General features: G+C 72.6%; 13 protein-coding genes and 1 pseudogene. 2 read left to right on the forward strand and 12 right to left on the reverse strand.

Going from position 1 to position 17284, the window contains the following annotated elements; translation table 11 throughout:
* Positions 1-73: 73 nt before the first annotated feature.
* The 4 genes from ABT063_RS39435 to ABT063_RS39450 form a co-directional block, all read right to left on the reverse strand.
* Positions 74-1096: a polyprenyl synthetase family protein gene (locus ABT063_RS39435; RefSeq protein WP_351065503.1), complete on the reverse strand. Its 1023-nt coding sequence runs from the start codon at positions 1094-1096 to the stop codon at positions 74-76.
* Entirely contained in the window at positions 1096-2136 is a 1041-nt protein-coding gene (locus ABT063_RS39440) for a tetratricopeptide repeat protein (protein WP_351065505.1), read from the reverse strand. The genes ABT063_RS39435 and ABT063_RS39440 overlap by 1 nt, the downstream gene beginning before the upstream one ends.
* A gap of 173 nt (positions 2137-2309) precedes the next feature.
* Positions 2310-2984, reverse strand: a complete 675-nt coding sequence (locus ABT063_RS39445) for an AIM24 family protein (RefSeq protein WP_351065507.1) — start codon at positions 2982-2984, stop codon at positions 2310-2312.
* A 76-nt stretch (positions 2985-3060) separates the two neighbouring features.
* The gene (locus tag ABT063_RS39450; RefSeq protein WP_351065508.1) at positions 3061-4380 is read right to left on the reverse strand and encodes a CAP domain-containing protein; all 1320 of its coding nucleotides are present in this window, start codon (positions 4378-4380) and stop codon (positions 3061-3063) included.
* Positions 4381-4616: 236 nt separating this feature from the next.
* Here ABT063_RS39450 and ABT063_RS39455 point away from each other — a divergent pair, with 236 nt between their 5' ends.
* Complete coding sequence (locus tag ABT063_RS39455; protein ID WP_351065510.1) at positions 4617-5840, forward strand: SGNH/GDSL hydrolase family protein; 1224 nt, start codon at positions 4617-4619, stop codon at positions 5838-5840.
* A gap of 14 nt (positions 5841-5854) precedes the next feature.
* Here the strand turns inward: ABT063_RS39455 and ABT063_RS39460 are convergent, their stop codons facing one another.
* The 5 genes and pseudogenes from ABT063_RS39460 to ABT063_RS39480 form a co-directional block, all read right to left on the reverse strand.
* On the reverse strand, positions 5855-8827 hold the full coding sequence (locus ABT063_RS39460) for a helix-turn-helix transcriptional regulator (RefSeq protein ID WP_502990972.1): 2973 nt from the start codon (positions 8825-8827) through the stop codon (positions 5855-5857).
* 145 nt (positions 8828-8972) lie between these two features.
* Complete coding sequence (locus tag ABT063_RS39465; RefSeq protein WP_351065514.1) at positions 8973-9326, reverse strand: UBP-type zinc finger domain-containing protein; 354 nt, start codon at positions 9324-9326, stop codon at positions 8973-8975.
* On the reverse strand, positions 9323-10783 hold the full coding sequence (locus ABT063_RS39470; protein ID WP_351065515.1) for an ATP-binding protein: 1461 nt from the start codon (positions 10781-10783) through the stop codon (positions 9323-9325). The genes ABT063_RS39465 and ABT063_RS39470 overlap by 4 nt, the downstream gene beginning before the upstream one ends.
* The gene (locus ABT063_RS39475; RefSeq protein WP_351065516.1) at positions 10780-12456 is read right to left on the reverse strand and encodes an NAD(P)/FAD-dependent oxidoreductase; all 1677 of its coding nucleotides are present in this window, start codon (positions 12454-12456) and stop codon (positions 10780-10782) included. Before ABT063_RS39475 ends, ABT063_RS39470 begins: the two co-directional genes overlap by 4 nt.
* A 157-nt stretch (positions 12457-12613) precedes the next feature.
* A pseudogene (locus ABT063_RS39480) lies at positions 12614-12958 on the reverse strand (VOC family protein); the annotation flags it as partial.
* A gap of 60 nt (positions 12959-13018) precedes the next feature.
* Between ABT063_RS39480 and ABT063_RS39485 the strand changes: the two are divergent.
* On the forward strand, positions 13019-13891 hold the full coding sequence (locus ABT063_RS39485; RefSeq protein ID WP_351065517.1) for a universal stress protein: 873 nt from the start codon (positions 13019-13021) through the stop codon (positions 13889-13891).
* Position 13892: 1 nt separating this feature from the next.
* Here ABT063_RS39485 and ABT063_RS39490 read toward each other — a convergent pair whose 3' ends face one another.
* From ABT063_RS39490 to ABT063_RS39500, 3 genes are read right to left on the reverse strand one after another with little or no spacing between them, the layout of a single operon-like run.
* The gene (locus ABT063_RS39490) at positions 13893-15131 is read right to left on the reverse strand and encodes a DUF4032 domain-containing protein (protein WP_351065518.1); all 1239 of its coding nucleotides are present in this window, start codon (positions 15129-15131) and stop codon (positions 13893-13895) included.
* Positions 15132-15184: 53 nt separating this feature from the next.
* Entirely contained in the window at positions 15185-15931 is a 747-nt protein-coding gene (locus ABT063_RS39495; protein ID WP_351065520.1) for an MBL fold metallo-hydrolase, read from the reverse strand.
* 48 nt (positions 15932-15979) lie between these two features.
* Entirely contained in the window at positions 15980-17221 is a 1242-nt protein-coding gene (locus ABT063_RS39500) for an acyltransferase family protein (RefSeq protein ID WP_351065522.1), read from the reverse strand.
* Between the last annotated feature and the right edge of the window lie 63 nt (positions 17222-17284).

Raw genomic sequence — 17284 nt, forward strand, 5'->3', positions numbered from 1 at the left:
CCCTTCCGGCACGGGGCGGAGATCCGCGCCGCCTCGAACCCTGACGCGCGGTGCGGCGAAGGTCAACACGGCCTCAGAGGTCGCGCCGCGGCAGGAAGTCCAGCAGCGACCGCAGCTCCTCGGCCGGCCCCGCCGCCAGTGGCACGTCGAGGAGCGCCGCATCGACCGCGGTCAGGTGCCGGCGTGCCTCGGCCAGCGCCGCCGCCCGGCCGCCCGCCTGGTCGATCAGAGCGGCCACCGCCCCTGGTTCCCCGTCCGCCTCCAGTAGTTCGGCGAGGCGTCCGGCGGCGGGACTCGGCGAGTCGAGCGCGGCCAGTACCGGGAAGGTCTTCTTACGTTCCCGCAGATCGCTGTGGACCGGTTTGCCGGTGACGGCCGGGTCGCCCCAGATCCCCAGCACGTCGTCGACCACCTGGAACGCGACCCCCAGGTGCCGTCCTGCACGGTCCAGCGCGGCGGCCGTGGCGGGCGGCGCGCCGCCGAGCAGGGCGCCCAGCGCGGCCGCGCAGCCGAGCAGCGCGCCGGTCTTGTGCTCGGCCATCGCGCGATACTCCTCCGGCCGCACCCGCCGCCGCCCCGTCCACGGCCGCCCGGCGAACAGCAGGTCGTCCGCCTGGCCGCACACCAGGTCGCCGAGGGCCGCGGAGAGCAGACGCAGCGCCCCGGGGCCCGCCGGTGGGACGGCGAGCGTCTCGACGGCCAGGGCGAACAGCGCGTCGCCCGCCAGGACCGCCGGGCCCGTTCCGTACGCCTTCCACACGGTGGGACGGCGGCGCCGGGCCGCGTCGCCGTCCATGATGTCGTCGTGCAGCAGGGAGAAGGTGTGCACCAACTCCACCGCGACCGCCGCGGGCACCCCGTCCCGCCCGGGCGCACCGGCCGCCTCCGCGCCCAGCACGGCCAGCGCCTGCCGCACCCCCTTGCCACCGGGCGCGACGGCCGGGCTGCCGCCGACCTCGCACCAGCCGAAGGAGTACGCGGCCATCTCGCCGACCCATGGATGCAGCCGTCCGACGGCGTCCCGCAGCGCGGGCCGCACCAACGCCCGGCAGCGTTCGAGAACTTCGGGAACGGCGACCGCCGACGTGAGCGCCATCACCGTACGACCTCCGCCCGCAGCCCGAGCTCCTCCTGGGCCCGCGCCACCATCTCGCGCGCGTGCCGCAGACCGATCCGCTCCAGGACGCGGGCCAGGCCGACGAGTTCGGCGGCGGTCTCGGTGCGGTCGCGGCCCAGCCGGGCCAGGGACTTGGCCAGCCCGAGCCGGGCCAGCGCCTCACCGCGCGGCTCGCTCATGGCCCGGAACTCCCCGAGCGCCTGCTCGTACAGGTCCCTGGCTTCGGTGTAACGCCCGGCGCGGTAGAGGACGTTGCCGCGCATCTTGTGGTTGTACGCCAGCGCGCTGGAGAGGTTCATCGCCCGGCACGTCGTCTCCGCCTCGGACAGCAGGGCGAGCGCCCGTTCGGTGTCGCCGTCGCGCACGGAGACGACATCGGCGAGCCCGCGCAACGCCCAGGCGTGACCCCGCCGGTCCTCCGCCCGGGCGGCTATGCCGGCCGCCTCCTCGAACATCGCGTACGCCGTGTCGTACGCGCCGGTGTTGCGGTGCATCTGCGCGATGCCCTCCAGCGCCCACACCGTGTGCCGGGCCTCGCCACGCCGACGTGCCTCGGCCAGCAACTGCTCGTGCAGCCTGCCGACGGCCTCGTAGTCGCCCTGGATACGGCCGGTCTCGGCGAGGCCCGCCAGCGAGTAGCCGCGGGCCACGATGTCGCCGCCGCGTTCGCCGAGGTCGGCCGCGAGTTCCAGCAGCCGCCGGGCCAGGGCGAACGCGCCGCGCTGCCGGGCCAGCGTGCCGCCGCTCCACAGTGCCCACGCCATCGAGGCGGTGTCCCCGGCCGCCCGCGCCGCCCGGTAACTCGCCTTCCACGCCCGGTCCGCCTCCCCGATCCGGCCCAGCCGGCGGTGCGCCTCGGCCACCGCGAGCCCGGAGCGCGCCGCCTCCCCGTGCTGCCCGGCGCGCTCGGCGGCCCTCAACCGCTCGGTGCCGACGGCCAGTACGTCGGTCAGCGACGAGTTCACGGAGAGGGTGGTGAGGGCGCCCTGGTACTCGGGGGCGAATGCCTTGCCGTACATGCATACCTTTCGGTCCGTATACACGCCATCTATACATTGCATGTATACACAGAGTGTATAGTTCGTCGAAAACCAGCCCCGGCCCAAGGGCCAGGGCGTGGTCTGTTGTCGATCAAGACGTGGGCGGAGCCGACCGGGTTGCCCGTGAGGCGCAGATCACCTCACGGGGGATCTCACTGCTGAGCCTTCTGAGGTGTGGCCTCACTCGGCCGTACGACGACGTAGCCCTGTCCCTGAAGCATGAGTTGCACGGCCTCCCCGGAACCGCCGCGCAGCATCGACCCGATCGACTGCGAACGGTGCAGCGAGGTGTCCAGGCCCGCCGTCCAGCCGACGACGGCGTCCGTGTCGACGAACACCGGATACTGCGGCGAGACCGGGATGACCAGCGGAGTGCCGTCGCACACCAGCCCCAGCTTGCCGTGCCCCGAGAAGACGCTGTTGAACAGACCGCCACCGGTGATTCCGGCCCCCTTCACGGTCGAGATCCGATACGACAGCGAGGAGTCGAAACACAGGACGTTGCGGCCGTTGACGGTGAACTCGTCGCCGGGGTCCACCTCGACGACGAAGCAGTTCTGCGCCTCGTGCGCGAACCAGGCCTCACCCTGCCCGCGCACCGCCATCAGCGGCAGCCCCTCCCCGGTGACCGCGCGTTTGAGCATGCCGCCCACGCCCTGGCCCTTGCGTTCGAACTGGAGATTGCCGCGGTAGGCGACCATCGCCCCCTGGCGGGCGAGCATCTCGCCGTGCACCGCGTACCGGATGCACTTGGAGTTCTCGACCGTCATACCCGGCGCTGTGGCCGGCTGCACCATGTGCTCGCTGGAAAACAGGTCACCCTTCATGGAGGCATCCTGTCCCGGAAGGCCGCGCTCCGCCAAGATCGCGGCTCGCGGTCGTGTCGGTGCCCCGGGCGCCTTCTCAGGCGCCGAAGAGCTGGGTCCAGTACGTGCCCGAGGGACCGCCGCCCTCGAAGCCGACCCCTATGTGGGTGAAGTCCGGCTTGAGGATGTTGGCGCGGTGGCCCGGGCTGTTCATCCAGCCCTCCACCACCTCGGCGGGGGAGCGCTGGCCGCAGGCGATGTTCTCGCCGATCGAACGCCGTCGGCATCCCGCGGCGGCCGCCCGGTCCCAGGGCTGTGAACCCTCCGGCGAGGTGTGGGAGTAGAAGGCCCGGGCCACCATGTCCGCGCTGTGCGCCTGCGCGGCGACGGTGAGCAGCGGATCCACCGCCAGCGGACGCAGCCCCGCCCGGGCGCGCTCCCGGTTGGTGAGGTCGACGACGTCGGCCTGCGTCCGCGCCAGACCGGCGGGCGTGAAGGGGCTCGTCCACAGCGCGGTCCAGTACGTGTCGCCGGTGCGGCCGTCACCGACGTACGCCAGACCGGCGTGGGTGAAGACCGGGTCGTGCAGAGTGCGGCGGGGCTGGTCGGTGCGCAGGCAGTACGCGACGAACTCCGCGGGCGTGCGCGGGCCGGAGACCAGGTGCTCGCCGACGGTGAGATACGCGTATCCGGTGGCGGTGACACGCTGGTGGACGGAGACACCGTCCGGGCCCTCGACGCCGAGGCGCCCCGACGAGGCCATGGCGGAGGCGTGGGCACGGGCCGCGGCGGTCAGACGGGGGTCGAGGACGACCGGCGGTGAACCGGCCGCGCTGCGGGCGGAGTTGACCAGGCCGAGGAAGCCGTCCGGGTCGGGGGAGGGCAGGGGCGGCTCCGGGCTTGTGGGGGACGTGCCGTAGGCCGGAGGCGTCGGCGTGTCGTCGACGACGTCGACCCCGAAGTCACGGGCGAGGCCCGCCAGTCCGTCGGCGTACCCCTGCCCCAGTGCCCGCAGCTTCCAGCCGTCGCCGCGCCGGTAGATCTCGGCGAGCAGCAGCACGGTCTCCTGTCGGGGCCGTGGCGGCGCGAACCGGGCGAGCGGTCGGCCGCCCGCACCGGTGACGTGGAGCGTGGGGGCGGGCAGGCGGCCCAGGGGAGTGGCGGGGTCGGAGGGGCTGACCACCACCGTGACCCGGCTCGCTCCGGTGCGCAGCCTCGGCGGGTCGACGGTCAGGGTGTCGCCGTGCAGTCGGGCGCCCGGAGCGGCCGGCTGGTTGTAGAACACGAAGTCGTCGTCGCCCCGGACCTTGCCGCCGTCGTCCGTGATGAGCGCGGACACGTCGAACGGGCCGGGGACCCGGACGGTCACGGCACCGCCCGGGAGAAGCAGATTGCCGCCGGGGACCAACTCGCTCATCGTGCCGCCCTGATGTCGTCGTCCGGGACCCCTCGGGGTCGTCCGGACAACGTGCGCCAAGGCACACGGGTTCCCGCCCGCTCTGTGGGAACACTACGAGTTCACCCGGTCGTCATCCCGTTCGGAGAGGATCCCCCACTGGTGAAGGGCGAGTACGAGTTCTGGGAGGCGAGGTTGCTCACCACGCCCCTGTCGGGCACCTCGCGCGAGCTCCTGATCGCGGCGGACTCCGCCAGGTGACGGCCCGGTCGGCACTCGCGTACGGCGTGGTGGCCGTGCTGTTGGCGGTTTCCGCCTGCCGGTCCACGTCCGCCCGGGCGTACGACGTCCCCGAGGGCGTCGTCACCTGGGCAGCGAGCGCCGACCGCATGGTCGAAACCGCCGCCGCCGACCGCGGTTACCGGCTCGTCGTGCACACCAGCGTCGCGGGCCGTGACATGCGGATCCGGCTCTCCAACGCCTTCGGAGACCGGCCGGTGACCTTCGACAGCGTCTACGCCGGTCTCCAGAAGCGGGGCGCCGAACTGGTGCGGGGCAGCAACCGGCGGCTGACCTTCGAGGGCTCGCCCTCCGTCACCGTCCCCGCCGGAGGGGTCGTATGGAGCGATCCGCTGCCCGGCAGCCTGCCCGCCGCGACCAACCTGGTGATCAGCATTCACTCACCCGACGCCGGCGGACCGGCGACCGGCCACTGGATGGCCCTGCAGACCTCCTACGCCACCCAGGGCGACCACACCGCCGAGGAGAGCGCGACCCACTGGACGCAGGCCATCGGCTCCTGGTTCTACCTGGACGCGGTCTCCGTGCGGGCGGCCGGGAGGACCGGAGCCGTCGTCACCCTCGGCGACTCCATCACGGACGGCTGGCAGTCGACCAGCGACCTCAACCGCCGCTGGCCCGACCACCTCGCCCGCCGCCTCCGGCAGGCGGACACCCACGTCAAGGGCGTCGCCAACGAGGGGCTCGCAGGCAACAAGGTCCTCGCGGACGGCCCCGGGGAGAGCGCCCTGAACCGGCTGGATCGGGACGTGCTCTCCCAACCGGGTGTGCGCACCGTGTTCCTCTTCCAGGGCGTCAACGACATCAAGGCCTATCCAGGTGTCACCGCCGGGGACCTGATCGACGGCTACCGGGAGATCGTCGAGCGGGTGCACGCGGCCGGCAAGTGTGTCGTCGCGGCCACTGTCGCGCCCTTCAAGGGCTGGTCCGAATGGAACGCCGGGACCGCGGACGTACGCCATGAGGTCAACGCGTTCATCAGGAACAGCGGGGAGTTCGACGCCGTCACCGACTTCGACCGCGTCCTGCGCGCTCCCTACGACCCCGAGCGGATCCGGCCCGTCTTCGACAGTGGCGACCATCTGCACCCCAACGACAAGGGAATGCGGGCGATGGCCGACGCCGTCGACCTGGAGAGCCTCGACTGCGACGACCCGCCGGGCACCGACGCGACGCCGTAGCGCAGGGCAGTGACTCAGGACGGCCCGCGGCCGGACGCGCTCGGCTCCGGCGCGATCAGGCCCTCGCGGTAGGCGACGGCCACCGCCTCCGTACGGCTCGCCACGCCCAGCTTGGCGAGGATGTTGGAGACGTGGACGCTCGCCGTCTTGCCGCTGATGAACAACTCCTCGCCGATCTGCCGGTTGCTGCGGCCGAGAGCGAGGAGCCGCAGCACGTCCTGTTCACGGGCGGTGAGCATCGTGGCCCGGGCATCGGCGGCCGGGGAGTCCGCCAGACGCCCGCGACGGACCAGGGCGTCCACCTGCTCCAGCAGCGGCGTGGCGCCGAGCCCGGTCGCCGTCTCCCGTGCCGCACGGGCCTCGACGGCCGCCTCCTCGCGCCGATCGGCCGCCAACAAGGCCTCGGCGAACCGCACTTGGCAGCGGGCACGCTCGTACACGTCGCCGAAGTCGAACGCGGCGACCGCCTTCGCCCAGGCCGCCGCGTCCGGCCCGGACACGGCCCGCGCCCACTCCGCCTCGGCACGCGCCAGCCACGCCTGCCCCTCCGGGCCCTGCGGGGTGCCGTCCTGGCCGCGCACGGCCGTGGCCCGGGCCAGTTCCACCAGCTCGCTCGCGGTGTCCGCCCAGCGGCCCGCACCGGCCTCGTCGCCGGCGAGGCGCAGCCCGGCGGCCGCGTCGGCGACCGCGCGGAGCGCGAGGGCGGCCAGCCGGACCGTGACGTCCGGAGGCGTGCCCGCGTCGTCGGTGAGCGCCGTGACCGTGGACCGCATCCGCCGCACGGCCTCCTCCGGATCGCCCCGCAGTGCCGCCGCGTCGGTCAGCACGATGCCCGCGACGAGCGTGCCCATCCAGTCGAACGGCCCCTCCAGCAACGTCTGAGCTCGGCCCGCGGCCCCGAGGTCGCCACGTGCGAGCGCCACGTACAACGCGGGGCCGGCCGTGTACGCGCCGGCCGCGGGCAACACCTCGGCGTCCGCGGCCGCCGCACGCGCGCACTCGTCCCAGCGGCCCAGCGTGTACAGCGCCAGCAGCCGGAGGTAGCGCATCTCCAGCGGATACGGCGAGGACAGCAGCCCCGCACGGCGGGCGCGGTCCAGCCCCTCGGTCAGCCAGGGCAGGCACGCGTCGAGGTCACCGGACTCGAAGCAGCCGACGGCGAGGTTGAACAGCGCGCGCAGCTCCACGGGCGCGTTGCCAGAACGCCGCGCGAGTTCCCGGGCCTCGCGCAGCCGCTTTTGCCCCTCCGCGGTACGGCGGCCGTCCCCTTCGAGGATGGCCAGCGAGATCAGCAGATCAGCCCGTGCGTCGGTGACGTCCAGCTCTTCGGCGATGCTCAGGGCCTGCCGGGCGACTTTGAGTGCCGTCTCGCTCTCCCCGACCTGACGTGCCGCCAGGACGTGCGTGGCCGCCGCCCACACCCAGGTGCGCGACGGGGGTTCGGCGGGGATCATGGCGAGCGCCTCGCTGCTGTAGGCGAACGCGGCCGTCAGGCTGTCGACGCTCAGCAGGTTCCCGGCGAGCGTGTACCGCACCCGGGCGGCGAGTTCGGAGTCCGCGTCCTGGCCGACGCCCGCGAGCGCGGCACGGGTGAGGGAGACCGCCCGGTGCGCCTGCCCGGCGTGCGCGGCCGCCGCCGAGGCGCGCAGCGTGAGCGTCACCCGGTCGACGCCCTCGCCCGCGGGCCGGGCGGACGGTTCGACCGTGGACCACAGGTCCAGTACCGCTTCGAGGTGCCGCAGCTCCTCTGCGGGCGCGCCGACGCGCTGGGCGTGGTCCGCGGCCTCCAGTGAGGCGGCGAGCGCCTCGGGCAGGTCATGGCTCTCCCGGGAGTGGTGGGCCCGCTCCGCCGCGCTCCCGGGCCGGCGGCCCCGCCCGGCGAGCAGGCGGGCGAACGCGCCGTGCAGCCGGGCCCGTTCACCGGGCAGCAGGTCGGCGTACACCGCCTCGCGGGCCAGGGCGTGCCGGAAGGCGTAGGTGTCCCCGTCGCCGGGGACGAGGAGCTGCCGTCCCACGGCCTCGCGCAGCGCCGACTCCAGTTCGTCCTCGGGGAGTCCGACGGCGTCCCGCAGCAGGTCGTGCTCGACGCGGCGCCCGGCGACCGCGGCCGTACGCAGCACCTGCTGGGCGGTGTCGGACAGCTGCTCGAAGCGGATGAGCAGGACGTCCGCGAGGCCGCTGGGCACGCCCCCGGCGTCCGTCTCCGTGGCCGCGACCAGCTCCTCGGCGTAGAAGGCGTTGCCCTCGGCGCGCTCGACGATCCGCCGGACCGTGGTGTCCGGCAGCGGACTGTCCTGAAGGGCCCGCACCAGCCGGGCCACCTCGGCGTCGGCCATGGGCCGCAGCTCCAGCCGCTCCACGCCCGGCAGCCGCACCAGCTCGGCCAGCAGCGGACGCAAAGGGTGACGGCGGTGCAGGTCGTCCGCGCGGTAGGAGGCGAGCACCGCCAGCCGGTGCGTGGGCGCACCGCCCGCCGGCCGCTGGAGGATGCCCCGGCTGAGCAGGAACCGCAGCAGGTCCCGGGAGGACTGGTCGGCCCAGTGCAGGTCCTCCAGCACGAGCAGCAAGGGAGCGATGTCCGAGAGGTCGGCCAGCAGCCCGGCCATGCCCTCGAACAGCCGCAGCCGCCCGCCCGTGTCCCGCACGGCGTCCGTGCCGCCGCCCAGCAGCCGGTCCACCACCGGATGCGCGGCGAGGGCGTCCGCGAACCGCCCGTCGGAGGCGAGCACGCCCAGGACCTCCGTGAACGGCAGATACGGCAGCCCGACGTCACCGAGGTCGACGCAGTGCCCGGTGAGCACCGTCATCCCGGCCTCGGCGGCCCGGCCGGCGACCTCGTCCAGCATCCGCGTCTTGCCGACACCGGCGTCCCCGGCGACCAGCACGGCCCGGGCCTCACCGCCCCGGGCGCGCTCCAGCACACCGGCGAGGCGGGCGAGTTCGTCCTCCCGGCCGATGAGCGGCGTGGTGTTCGAGATCGGCGGCACGGAATCCATCCTGGCACGGGACACTGACAGCGCCTCTGTGGCCGAGGTGGCCTGAGCCGACCTCAAGGGGCGCGGGGGAACTGCGCAACCGGCCACACACAATCCGCAGCCGCCGTCGGACAGAACCTCTCGAGCTCTCAGGCGCTCACTGCCGCAGGGCCCGAGCCCAATCCACCGGCACCCGCCCGGCAGGGCCTGGCGCCGGCTGCTCCGCGGGATGGCTCACCGGCGGGGCCATATCGGGCCCCGACTCGTACAGTTCATTCGTCTCGTAGTTCCAGAACCAGCTCTCGCCGGGCTCGTAGCTCTGTACGAAGGGATGCCCGGTGTCCCGGTAATGCCCCGTAGCATGCTTCGCAGGGGAACTGTCACAACAGCCGACGTGCCCGCACTGCGCGCAGCGCCGCAGATGGAACCACCATCCGCCGGCCGCGTCGCACTCCACGCAGCCGTCCCCGCTCGGCGGAACGCTCGGATCGATTCCCTTGACGGCGGTCATACGGGCTCCTCAGAAGATGTGTCGGGCTCCGCGGCAGTGAGCGGAAGGAGGACCTGGAAGCGCGTGTCGCCCGGTTCGGACTCGACCTGCAGGCTGCCGTGATGCTTGTTGACGACGATCCGCCAGGAGATGTCCAGGCCCAGCCCCGTGCCCTCGCCCACCGGCTTGGTGGTGAAGAACGGGTCGAAGATGCGGCCGCGGATCTCCTTCGGCACGCCGGGCCCGGTGTCACGGAACTCCACCAGCAGCCGGTCGTGGTCCAGGGCCGTCCGCACGGTCAACGTCCCTTCCCCGCCCGTGCTGTTGATGGCGTGCACCGCGTTGTCGATCAGGTTGGTCCACACCTGGTTGAGCTCCGCCGGGTACGCCGGGATCTTCGGGACCGTATGGTCGTACTCCTTGACGACCTTGATCCGCTGACCGATCTTGCCCGACAGCATCAGCAGGGTGCTGTCCAGGAGTTCGTGCACGTCGGCGTTCTGGAAGGGCGCCCGGTCGAGCTGGGAGTACTGCTTGGCGGCGTCCACGAGGTGCGAGATGCGGGTGGTGGAGTCCTCGATCTCGTCCATCAACAGCTCGGTCTCGACCGTGTAGTTGAGCCACCCGATCGCGCTCGGCAGGAGCTCCTCGTCCACGGCCGCGGCGACCTGGTCCAGCCAGTCGATGTCGAGCCCGGCCTGCACGAAGGTGGGGGCGATCCGCCAGCCCTCGGGAATGTCACGGTCGTCGAGCCAGTCGGTGAGCGCGTCCTCGCGGTCCGAGGCTTCCAGGGGGCTCAGCACGGGTGCCTTGGCGACACGTTCGGCGGTGCGTTCCTGGATGTCGATGAGGTTCGCCAAGGTCTCCGGCGAGAACGAGCCCGAGGAGATCACCCGCAGCTTGTGCCGCATCTTGCCCACGCGTTCCCGCAAGGTCGCGGTGGCTCGTACGGCAGCCGCCGCGGGGTTGTTGAGCTCGTGCGTGAGACCGGCCGACAGCGACCCCAGCGCCAGCAGCCGTTCGCGCTGCCCGATGACCCGCTGCGTGCTCTTCGTACCGAAGAACAGCCCCTCCAGCAGATGCACCGCCATCGGGAACCACTCCTGCATGAAGCTCGCGAAGGTGTCCGCGGGCAGCACGAAGAACCGCGTGGGTTCAGTGACACGCATCGAGTTGTTGTACACCTGGGGCACCCGGTCCCCCAGATACGCCTGCATGGACCCCGCGTACACCCCGCGCTGGGAGGTCCGGCTGACCTCCACGTCGTCGCCGCCGACCCGGCGCGACAGTACGACCGTGCCCTCGATCATCACGTAGAAGCAGGTGGCGGGCTCGCCCTCGGTGTAGACGGGACCGGGATCGAACTTCTCCACCCGCCCCTCGCCACACAGCCGACCCAGCTGCTCGGGGGACAGCTTCTCGAACAGGAACAGCGACCCGATCTCCTGCGGGCTGCAGGGCATGAGCCGCCCGCTCACGACTGCTCCAGATACCGGTGGACGAGCATCACGGCCATGGCTCCCTCTCCGACGGCGGACGCGACCCGCTTCGCGGACTCGGCGCGCGCGTCGCCCGCGACGAACACGCCGGGAATGTTGGTCTCCAGGTGGTACGGCGGCCGGTCCAGCTCCCAGTCCGCCGGCGGCCGCCCGTCGGGGGTCAGGTCGGGCCCGGCCAGGATGAACCCGCGCTCGTCGCGCAGCACCGTACCGTCCAGCCAGTCGGTCAGCGGGGCCGCGCCGATGAAGACGAACATCCACTGCGCGTCGACGAGTTCGGTCTTCCCGCTCTCCACGTCGCGCAGCGTCAGCTGCTCCAGACGGTCCGAGCCGTGCACGGCCTCGACGGCCGTGCCGCAGCGCACCGAGATGTTGGGCGCCTCCTCGATCTGCTGGATCAGGTAGTGCGACATCGACGCCGACAGGGACGGCCCGCGCACCAGCAGCGTCACCGACTTGGCGCCCCTGGCCAGGTACATCGCCGCCTGCCCGGCGGAGTTGGCGCCGCCCACGATGTACACGTCGTGCCCCTGGCAGGAGGCCGCCTCGGTCAGCGCCGAGCCGTAGAAGACCCCGCAGCCGGTCAGATCGGTCGTCCCCGGCGCGTCGAGCTGCCGGTACGACACGCCGGTCGCCAGGATCACGCTGTGCGCGGCGACCGCCGAGCCGTCCGAGAACCGTACGGTCCGCGCCGCCCCGTTGACCTCCAACCCGGTCACCTCGCGCGCGCTGAGGATCTCGGCGCCGAACTTCGCCGCCTGCCGCCGCGCCCGGTCGGTCAGCTGCGCCCCCGACACGCCGTCCGGGAAGCCGAGGTAGTTCTCGATCCGGGAGCTCTGCCCGGCCTGCCCGCCGGTCGCCGACCGCTCCACGAGCACCGTCCGCAGCCCCTCGGACGCCCCGTAGACGGCGGCGCCGAGCCCGGCCGGGCCGCCGCCGATGACGACGAGGTCGTAGAAGTCGGCCGCGGGCGTCGTGGCCAGCCCCACCTGCGCGGCCAGCTCGGGCGCCTCCGGCTCGACCAGCGGCGTGCCGTCCGGGGTGATCACCAGCGGCAGCCGCTGCCCGTCCTGCCCGGCCGCCGCCAGCAGCCGCTGCCCCTCGGGCTCGTCCGCCGAGTACCAGCGGTACGGCACCTGGTTGCGGGCCAGGAACTCCCGCACGTCCGAGGAACGCGCCGACCAGCGGTGCCCGACCACCTTGGTGCTGGGCACCGGCCGGTAGTCGCTGCACCGCCACGTCTGAAGCAGGTCGTCCAGGACCGGGTAGAGCTTCTCCTCGGGCGGATCCCACGGCTTGAGGAGGTAGTGGTCGAGGTCGACGACGTTGATCGCGTCGATCGCCGCGTTCGTGTCCGCGTACGCGGTCAGCAGCACCCGCCGTGCCCCCGGATACACGTCCAGGGCCTGTTCCAGGAACTCGATGCCGTTCATCTGCGGCATCCGGTAGTCCGCCAGGATCACCGCCACGAGATCACCGCGCAGCTTCAGCTCGCGCAGCGCCTGGAGCGCCGACTCGCCGGACTCCGCGCGCACGATCCGGTACGACTCGCCGTAGCGGCGCCGCAGATCGCGGGCGACGGCGCGGGAGACTCCCGGATCGTCGTCCACGGTCAAGATGACGGTCCGCGCTGCGTCCGCGGCCTGTGCCATACGTCTCCCACCCCGAGGTCGGACTCACGGCACGGCGTACCCCCTGGCCACTGCCACCGAGCCGCGCGCCGGTTCCCGCCCATCGTATGTTCGATCGTCCCGCTTCGCTCAGGCATGCGGCAGTGGGTGCGTGGGAGCCCGCCCGCCGTCCGTCAAGGCGCTCACCCAGCACGCAGAACTCGTTGTCCTCGGGATCCGCCGGCGTCACCCAACTCTGCTCGCCCTGGCCGATGTCCGCGTGCCGGGCGCCGAGGGCGAGGAGTCGGGCCACCTCCGCCTCCTGGCCGTCGGGCCGGAAGCCGAGGTGGAGACGGTTCTTGACGATCTTCCCCTCCGGCACCGGCATGAAGAGCGGGCCGGGCACCCGGGCCTTCTCCGGCCGGATCTCGTACTCCTCGGCGGAGTCGTTGACCACCACCCACCCCAGCGCCTCGGCCCACCAGCGCCCCAGGGCCACCGGATCCGCCGCGTCCACGCCAACCTGCTCCCATTCCAAAGCCATGCCGACCGTAGTGAAGACTGGGTCCGAGCCACGTGACCGAGACAGATGGAGGCCGGCAGCATGACGCGCCCGATCACGGCAGGGATCGACGGAACCGAGGAGAGCCTGGCCGCGCTGGCCTGGGCGGCCCGGGAGGCGGTCCGGCGGGGGCTGGCCCTGCGGGTGGTGCACGCCTGGCGGTTCCAGCCGCACGAGGCGATCGAGGCGGCCGACCCCGACGTCCAGGCCGGATGGGCGCGGGAGGTGCTGGCCTCGGCCGCCGGGACCGTCACCGAGCGGTATCCGGGGCTGGAGGTGTCCACCGACGTGGTGGAGGGCGGCAGCGTGGACACGCTGGTCGCCGCGGCGGCGGACGCCGAGATGCTGGTCCTCGGCTCGCGCGGCCACGGCCGGGTCGTCGGCTTCCTGCTCGGCTCGGTCGGCCAGCAGGTGATCGTCGAGGCGACGCGCCCGGTCATCTTGGTGCGCGCCGACGACGAGCCCTCCGTCGAGGCAGCGGGGCGCGAGATCGTCGTGGGCCAGCAGGGCGACACGGAGGACAGCGCCGACGCGCTGCGGTTCGCGTTCGAGACGGCGGCGGCGCGCGGTGCCACGGTGCGCGCGGTACGGGCCTGGACCCTGCCGCCGGTCTTCGCCTACAGCCCGGGCTCGCTGAAGCTGCTCGATGAGGCCGGCGGTCTTGAGCCGTACGAGAAGAAGGCGCTGACGGCGGCGCTGCAGCCGTGGCGGGACCGCTTCCCCGACGTGCCGATAGTTGAGCACGTGGAGATGGGCAGCGCCGGGCAGGTGCTGCTGTCGGTGGCCGCGGGCGCCCAGCTGATGGTCGTCGGCCGCCGCGCCCACCGTACGGCCGTCGGCGCCCGCATCGGCTCGGTCGCCCATGGCGTCCTGCATCACGCGGGCTGCCCGGTGGCCGTGGTGCCGCAGGCCTGAGTCAGTCGGAGGCGGGGCTGGGCTGGAGCGTCTCGCGCGCCTTGGGGAGGATGTTCTTGATGTAGTCCTCCACCGCCGTGTCCAGCCCTATGTCGTGCTGCGCGCGCTCCGACAGGTACCAGCGGTGCTCCAGCAGCTCGTGGTAGATCTCCGCCGGGTCCATCGAGCCGCGCAGCTCGATGGGCACGGCCCGCACCGTGGGCCGGAAGACGTCCCGCACCCAGCGGTGGGCGAGCACCTCCGGGCGGGCCGCGAGGGGGTCGCCCGGGGCGTAGTCGTCCTGGGTGGCCATCCAGCTCTCCAGGTCGTTCAGCAGCCGCCGCGCCTGGTTCTCCTCGGCGTCCAGGCCGGTCAGCCGCAGGAGCTGGCGCTGGTGGTGGCCCGCGTCCACGACCTTGGGCACGAAGGTGACCGTGTCGCCGTTGGAGGAGTGCTCGATCTGCATCTCGGCCACGTCGAAGCCGAGCTCGTTCAGGCGGCGGATCCGGCGCTCTATGTAGTGGTACTTGCCCGCCGGGTAGACGGACGTGCGGGTCAGTTCCTTCCACAGGCTCCCGTAGCGCGCGCAGATCTCCATGCCGAACTCGATCGGGTCCACGGAGGGATGCAGCGCCCCGGACGCCTCCAGGTCCAGCAGTTCGCCGCTGATGTTGACCCGGGCGAGGTCGAGGTCGTAGTCGCGCTGCCCGGCGCTGAGCTGCGGGTGCAGGTCGCCGGTCTCCGCGTCCACCAGGTACGCGGCGTACGCGCCCGCGTCCCGGCGGAACAGCGTGTTGGACAGCGAGCAGTCGCCCCAGGCGAACCCGGCGAGATGCAGCCGCACCAGCAGCACGGCCAGCGCGTCCATCAGCCGGTGCATGGTCGCCGGCCTCATCGTCGTCTCGAACATCGACCGGTACGGCATCGAGCCGCCCAGATGCCGGGTGACCAGCACCGGCTCCAGCGGGGCGTCGTCGGCGTCGGTACGCCCGGTGACCACCGCCAGCGGGTCGACCGCGGGAATGCCGATCCGGTCCAGGTCGCGCAGCAGCTCGTACTCGCGCAGCGCCGGGCGCTCGGCGAGTTCCTTGACGGCGATGACCTCGTCGCCGGCGCGGGCGTACCGCACGACGTGCCGGGAGATACCGCGCGGCAGCGGTACCAGGTACTCCTCGGGCCACTCCTCCAGGGGGAGGTGCCACGGCAGTTCGAGCAGGAGCGCGGGATGCTCCGGGTTGGTCGCGCTGATCTGCAGTGCCATGGGTCGCGTGTCCTCATCTTGCGTATCGCCGAGCCGGTGATCGTCACCTCACCTTAAAGCGCGCGCTCCCGGGCCTGAAGTGCCGCTTCACGGATCGGACCGCGGTGCGCGGGTCCGTGCCCCGGGAGAAGGAGATCGCCCTCCAGAGCGGCGAGTATCTCCAGCGAGGCCACGGCACGGGGCCGCTCGTGGTGGAACATGTCTGGCAGCAGCTGCGGCCCCATCGTCCGCGAGGTGGGGTGACCGCTCACCAGGGCGTCGCCCGAGATCACCACGCCCTTGCCCGGGAGGTGGTAGGCGGCGTGCCCGTCGGTGTGGCCGGGCGTGGGCACCGGGACAGGCCGGCCGGGCAGATCGAGCGGGCCCGCCGCCGGGGACGGCTGCGGAGAGGCGACCGGGACGTGGGCGGTGCCGCCCGAACGGAGCGCGTGCACGACCCACGGCAGCACACCGGGACGCCAGCCGTTCTTCAGGACCGTCCCGACGCTGACCTGGTGCAGGAACTCCCGTCTGGCGTGCGGCACTTCGTCCTCGTGCAGGTACACCGGCGTGCCGTAGGTGCCGCGCAGGTACTCGGCGGAGCCCAGGTGGTCGTTGTGGGCGTGGGTGATGAGCACGGCCGCGACCGCCTCCGGCGAACTGCCCACCTCCGCAAGGGAGGCGAGAACCTGCTCCCGGTCCCCGGGATAGCCGGTGTCGACCAGGGTCGCGGCGTCCCCCTCCGTGAGGATCACCCAGTTGGTGTTGCTGCCGTGCACCAGATAGGTGCCGTCGGCGACTTGCCGCACGTCTGTCCGCATGATCGTCCCCGTGGTGAGGTTCCAGCCCGACGGACACAGCAAAGCAGGTCATGAGGGAGGCGGAGTCGGCTGGTCCGGTCGCATGCCGAACAGGAAGCGGGTGACCCGTGTCCTGCGCACGGCGTACTCGTACACCACGAGGATCACGGCGAGGGAACAGACCACGATCGCCGTGTACTTGACCACGATGGGGGCGGCCCAGCCCACGACTCCGTAAGCGAAGGCGACCACGACGGGCTGGTGCAGCACGTACAACGGCAGGGCGGCGACCGCGAGATAGGGCAGCACGCGTGAGGGCGGCTCACTCCCGGGCGACCCGCCCTCACGGGACCCGGCCTCGCGCGGCCCGCCTTCACGCGCTCCGCCGCCGCGCGGCCGATCCAGCAGCCCGAGGATCGCCACCACCCAGCACCAGCCCGCCGCCCCGAACAGCGCCCGGGTGAACAGTGCGAAGGTGGTCCTCGCGGTGAACGGATCGTCCTGCGACATGAATCCGGGCGCGGTCCCCAGGAACAGGACGATCCCCAGCACGCCGACGGGAAGGGCGAGTCGGCGCATGGCCGCGCGGATCCGGTCGTCGCCGGCCAGAACGTGGCCGAAGAGGAAGAACAGCAGATAGGCCCAGCGGTTCCAGCCCGCGAAGCTCTCCTCCATGCCCAGCAGCGCGTTGATCAGGGCGAGCGGCAGCGCGGGCAGGAGGAGCAGGGCGGGCCGCCGCCCCACCGCGCCGCCCGCGCGGTCGCCGGCGGACGCGAGGGGAGCGGCGACCGGCGCGAGGAGGAGGCTGAAGACGAGCAGGAGGACGACGAACCACAGGTGGCCGGTCTCGAAGTGGTCCCCTTCGAGGACGAAGGGGAAGTCGCCGGGGTCCGGGTGGACGGTGAGGAACCGGGGCCAGAAGCGCCAGTAGGACTCGCCGTAGCCGGGGTCGGCGGCACGCAGACGCAGCCACTGGGGCAGGGGACACAGGACGAGCGTCGCGAAGACCAACGGGACGCCGAGGCGCAGCAGCCGTTCACGGGCGAAACCGCCCGGCCCGCGACGACGGAGCGAGTACCGGGCGCCGAGCCCGGCGACGAGGAACAGCAGGGGCATCGCCCAGACCACACCGAGCCCCGCGACGACGGTGACGGCGTCGGTCGTCTGCGCGTTCTTGACGTAGAAGTCGTCGTCCGGGGAGAAGACCAGGGCGGCGTGGAAGAAGACCAGGCCGAGGACGACGAGGGCACGGAGCATGTCCAGTTCGACGCGTCGGCGAACGGCTGCCGGCTGCCCTGACTCCCCACTCATCGCGGCCTCCCCCCGGGATGTGCGCCAGTGTGGGGGAGGCCGTGCGGGGGAGGACAGGGTTCC

The organism is Streptomyces sp. NPDC002838 (assembly GCF_040295365.1).
Lineage (GTDB): Bacteria > Actinomycetota > Actinomycetes > Streptomycetales > Streptomycetaceae > Streptomyces.

Bases quoted from the DNA above. Each gene is read 5' to 3' on its own strand.
- ABT063_RS39495 (WP_351065520.1), bottom strand. From the start codon at position 15,931: ATGCGGACAGACGTGCGGCAAGTCGCCGACGGCACCTATCTGGTGCAC.
- ABT063_RS39450 (WP_351065508.1), bottom strand. From the start codon at position 4,380: ATGAGCGAGTTGGTCCCCGGCGGCAATCTGCTTCTCCCGGGCGGTGCC.
- ABT063_RS39435 (WP_351065503.1), bottom strand. From the start codon at position 1,096: ATGGCGCTCACGTCGGCGGTCGCCGTTCCCGAAGTTCTCGAACGCTGC.
- ABT063_RS39500 (WP_351065522.1), bottom strand. From the start codon at position 17,221: ATGAGTGGGGAGTCAGGGCAGCCGGCAGCCGTTCGCCGACGCGTCGAA.
- ABT063_RS39485 (WP_351065517.1), top strand. From the start codon at position 13,019: ATGACGCGCCCGATCACGGCAGGGATCGACGGAACCGAGGAGAGCCTG.
- ABT063_RS39465 (WP_351065514.1), bottom strand. From the start codon at position 9,326: ATGACCGCCGTCAAGGGAATCGATCCGAGCGTTCCGCCGAGCGGGGAC.
- ABT063_RS39445 (WP_351065507.1), bottom strand. From the start codon at position 2,984: ATGAAGGGTGACCTGTTTTCCAGCGAGCACATGGTGCAGCCGGCCACA.
- ABT063_RS39440 (WP_351065505.1), bottom strand. From the start codon at position 2,136: ATGTACGGCAAGGCATTCGCCCCCGAGTACCAGGGCGCCCTCACCACC.
- ABT063_RS39490 (WP_351065518.1), bottom strand. From the start codon at position 15,131: ATGGCACTGCAGATCAGCGCGACCAACCCGGAGCATCCCGCGCTCCTG.
- ABT063_RS39475 (WP_351065516.1), bottom strand. From the start codon at position 12,456: ATGGCACAGGCCGCGGACGCAGCGCGGACCGTCATCTTGACCGTGGAC.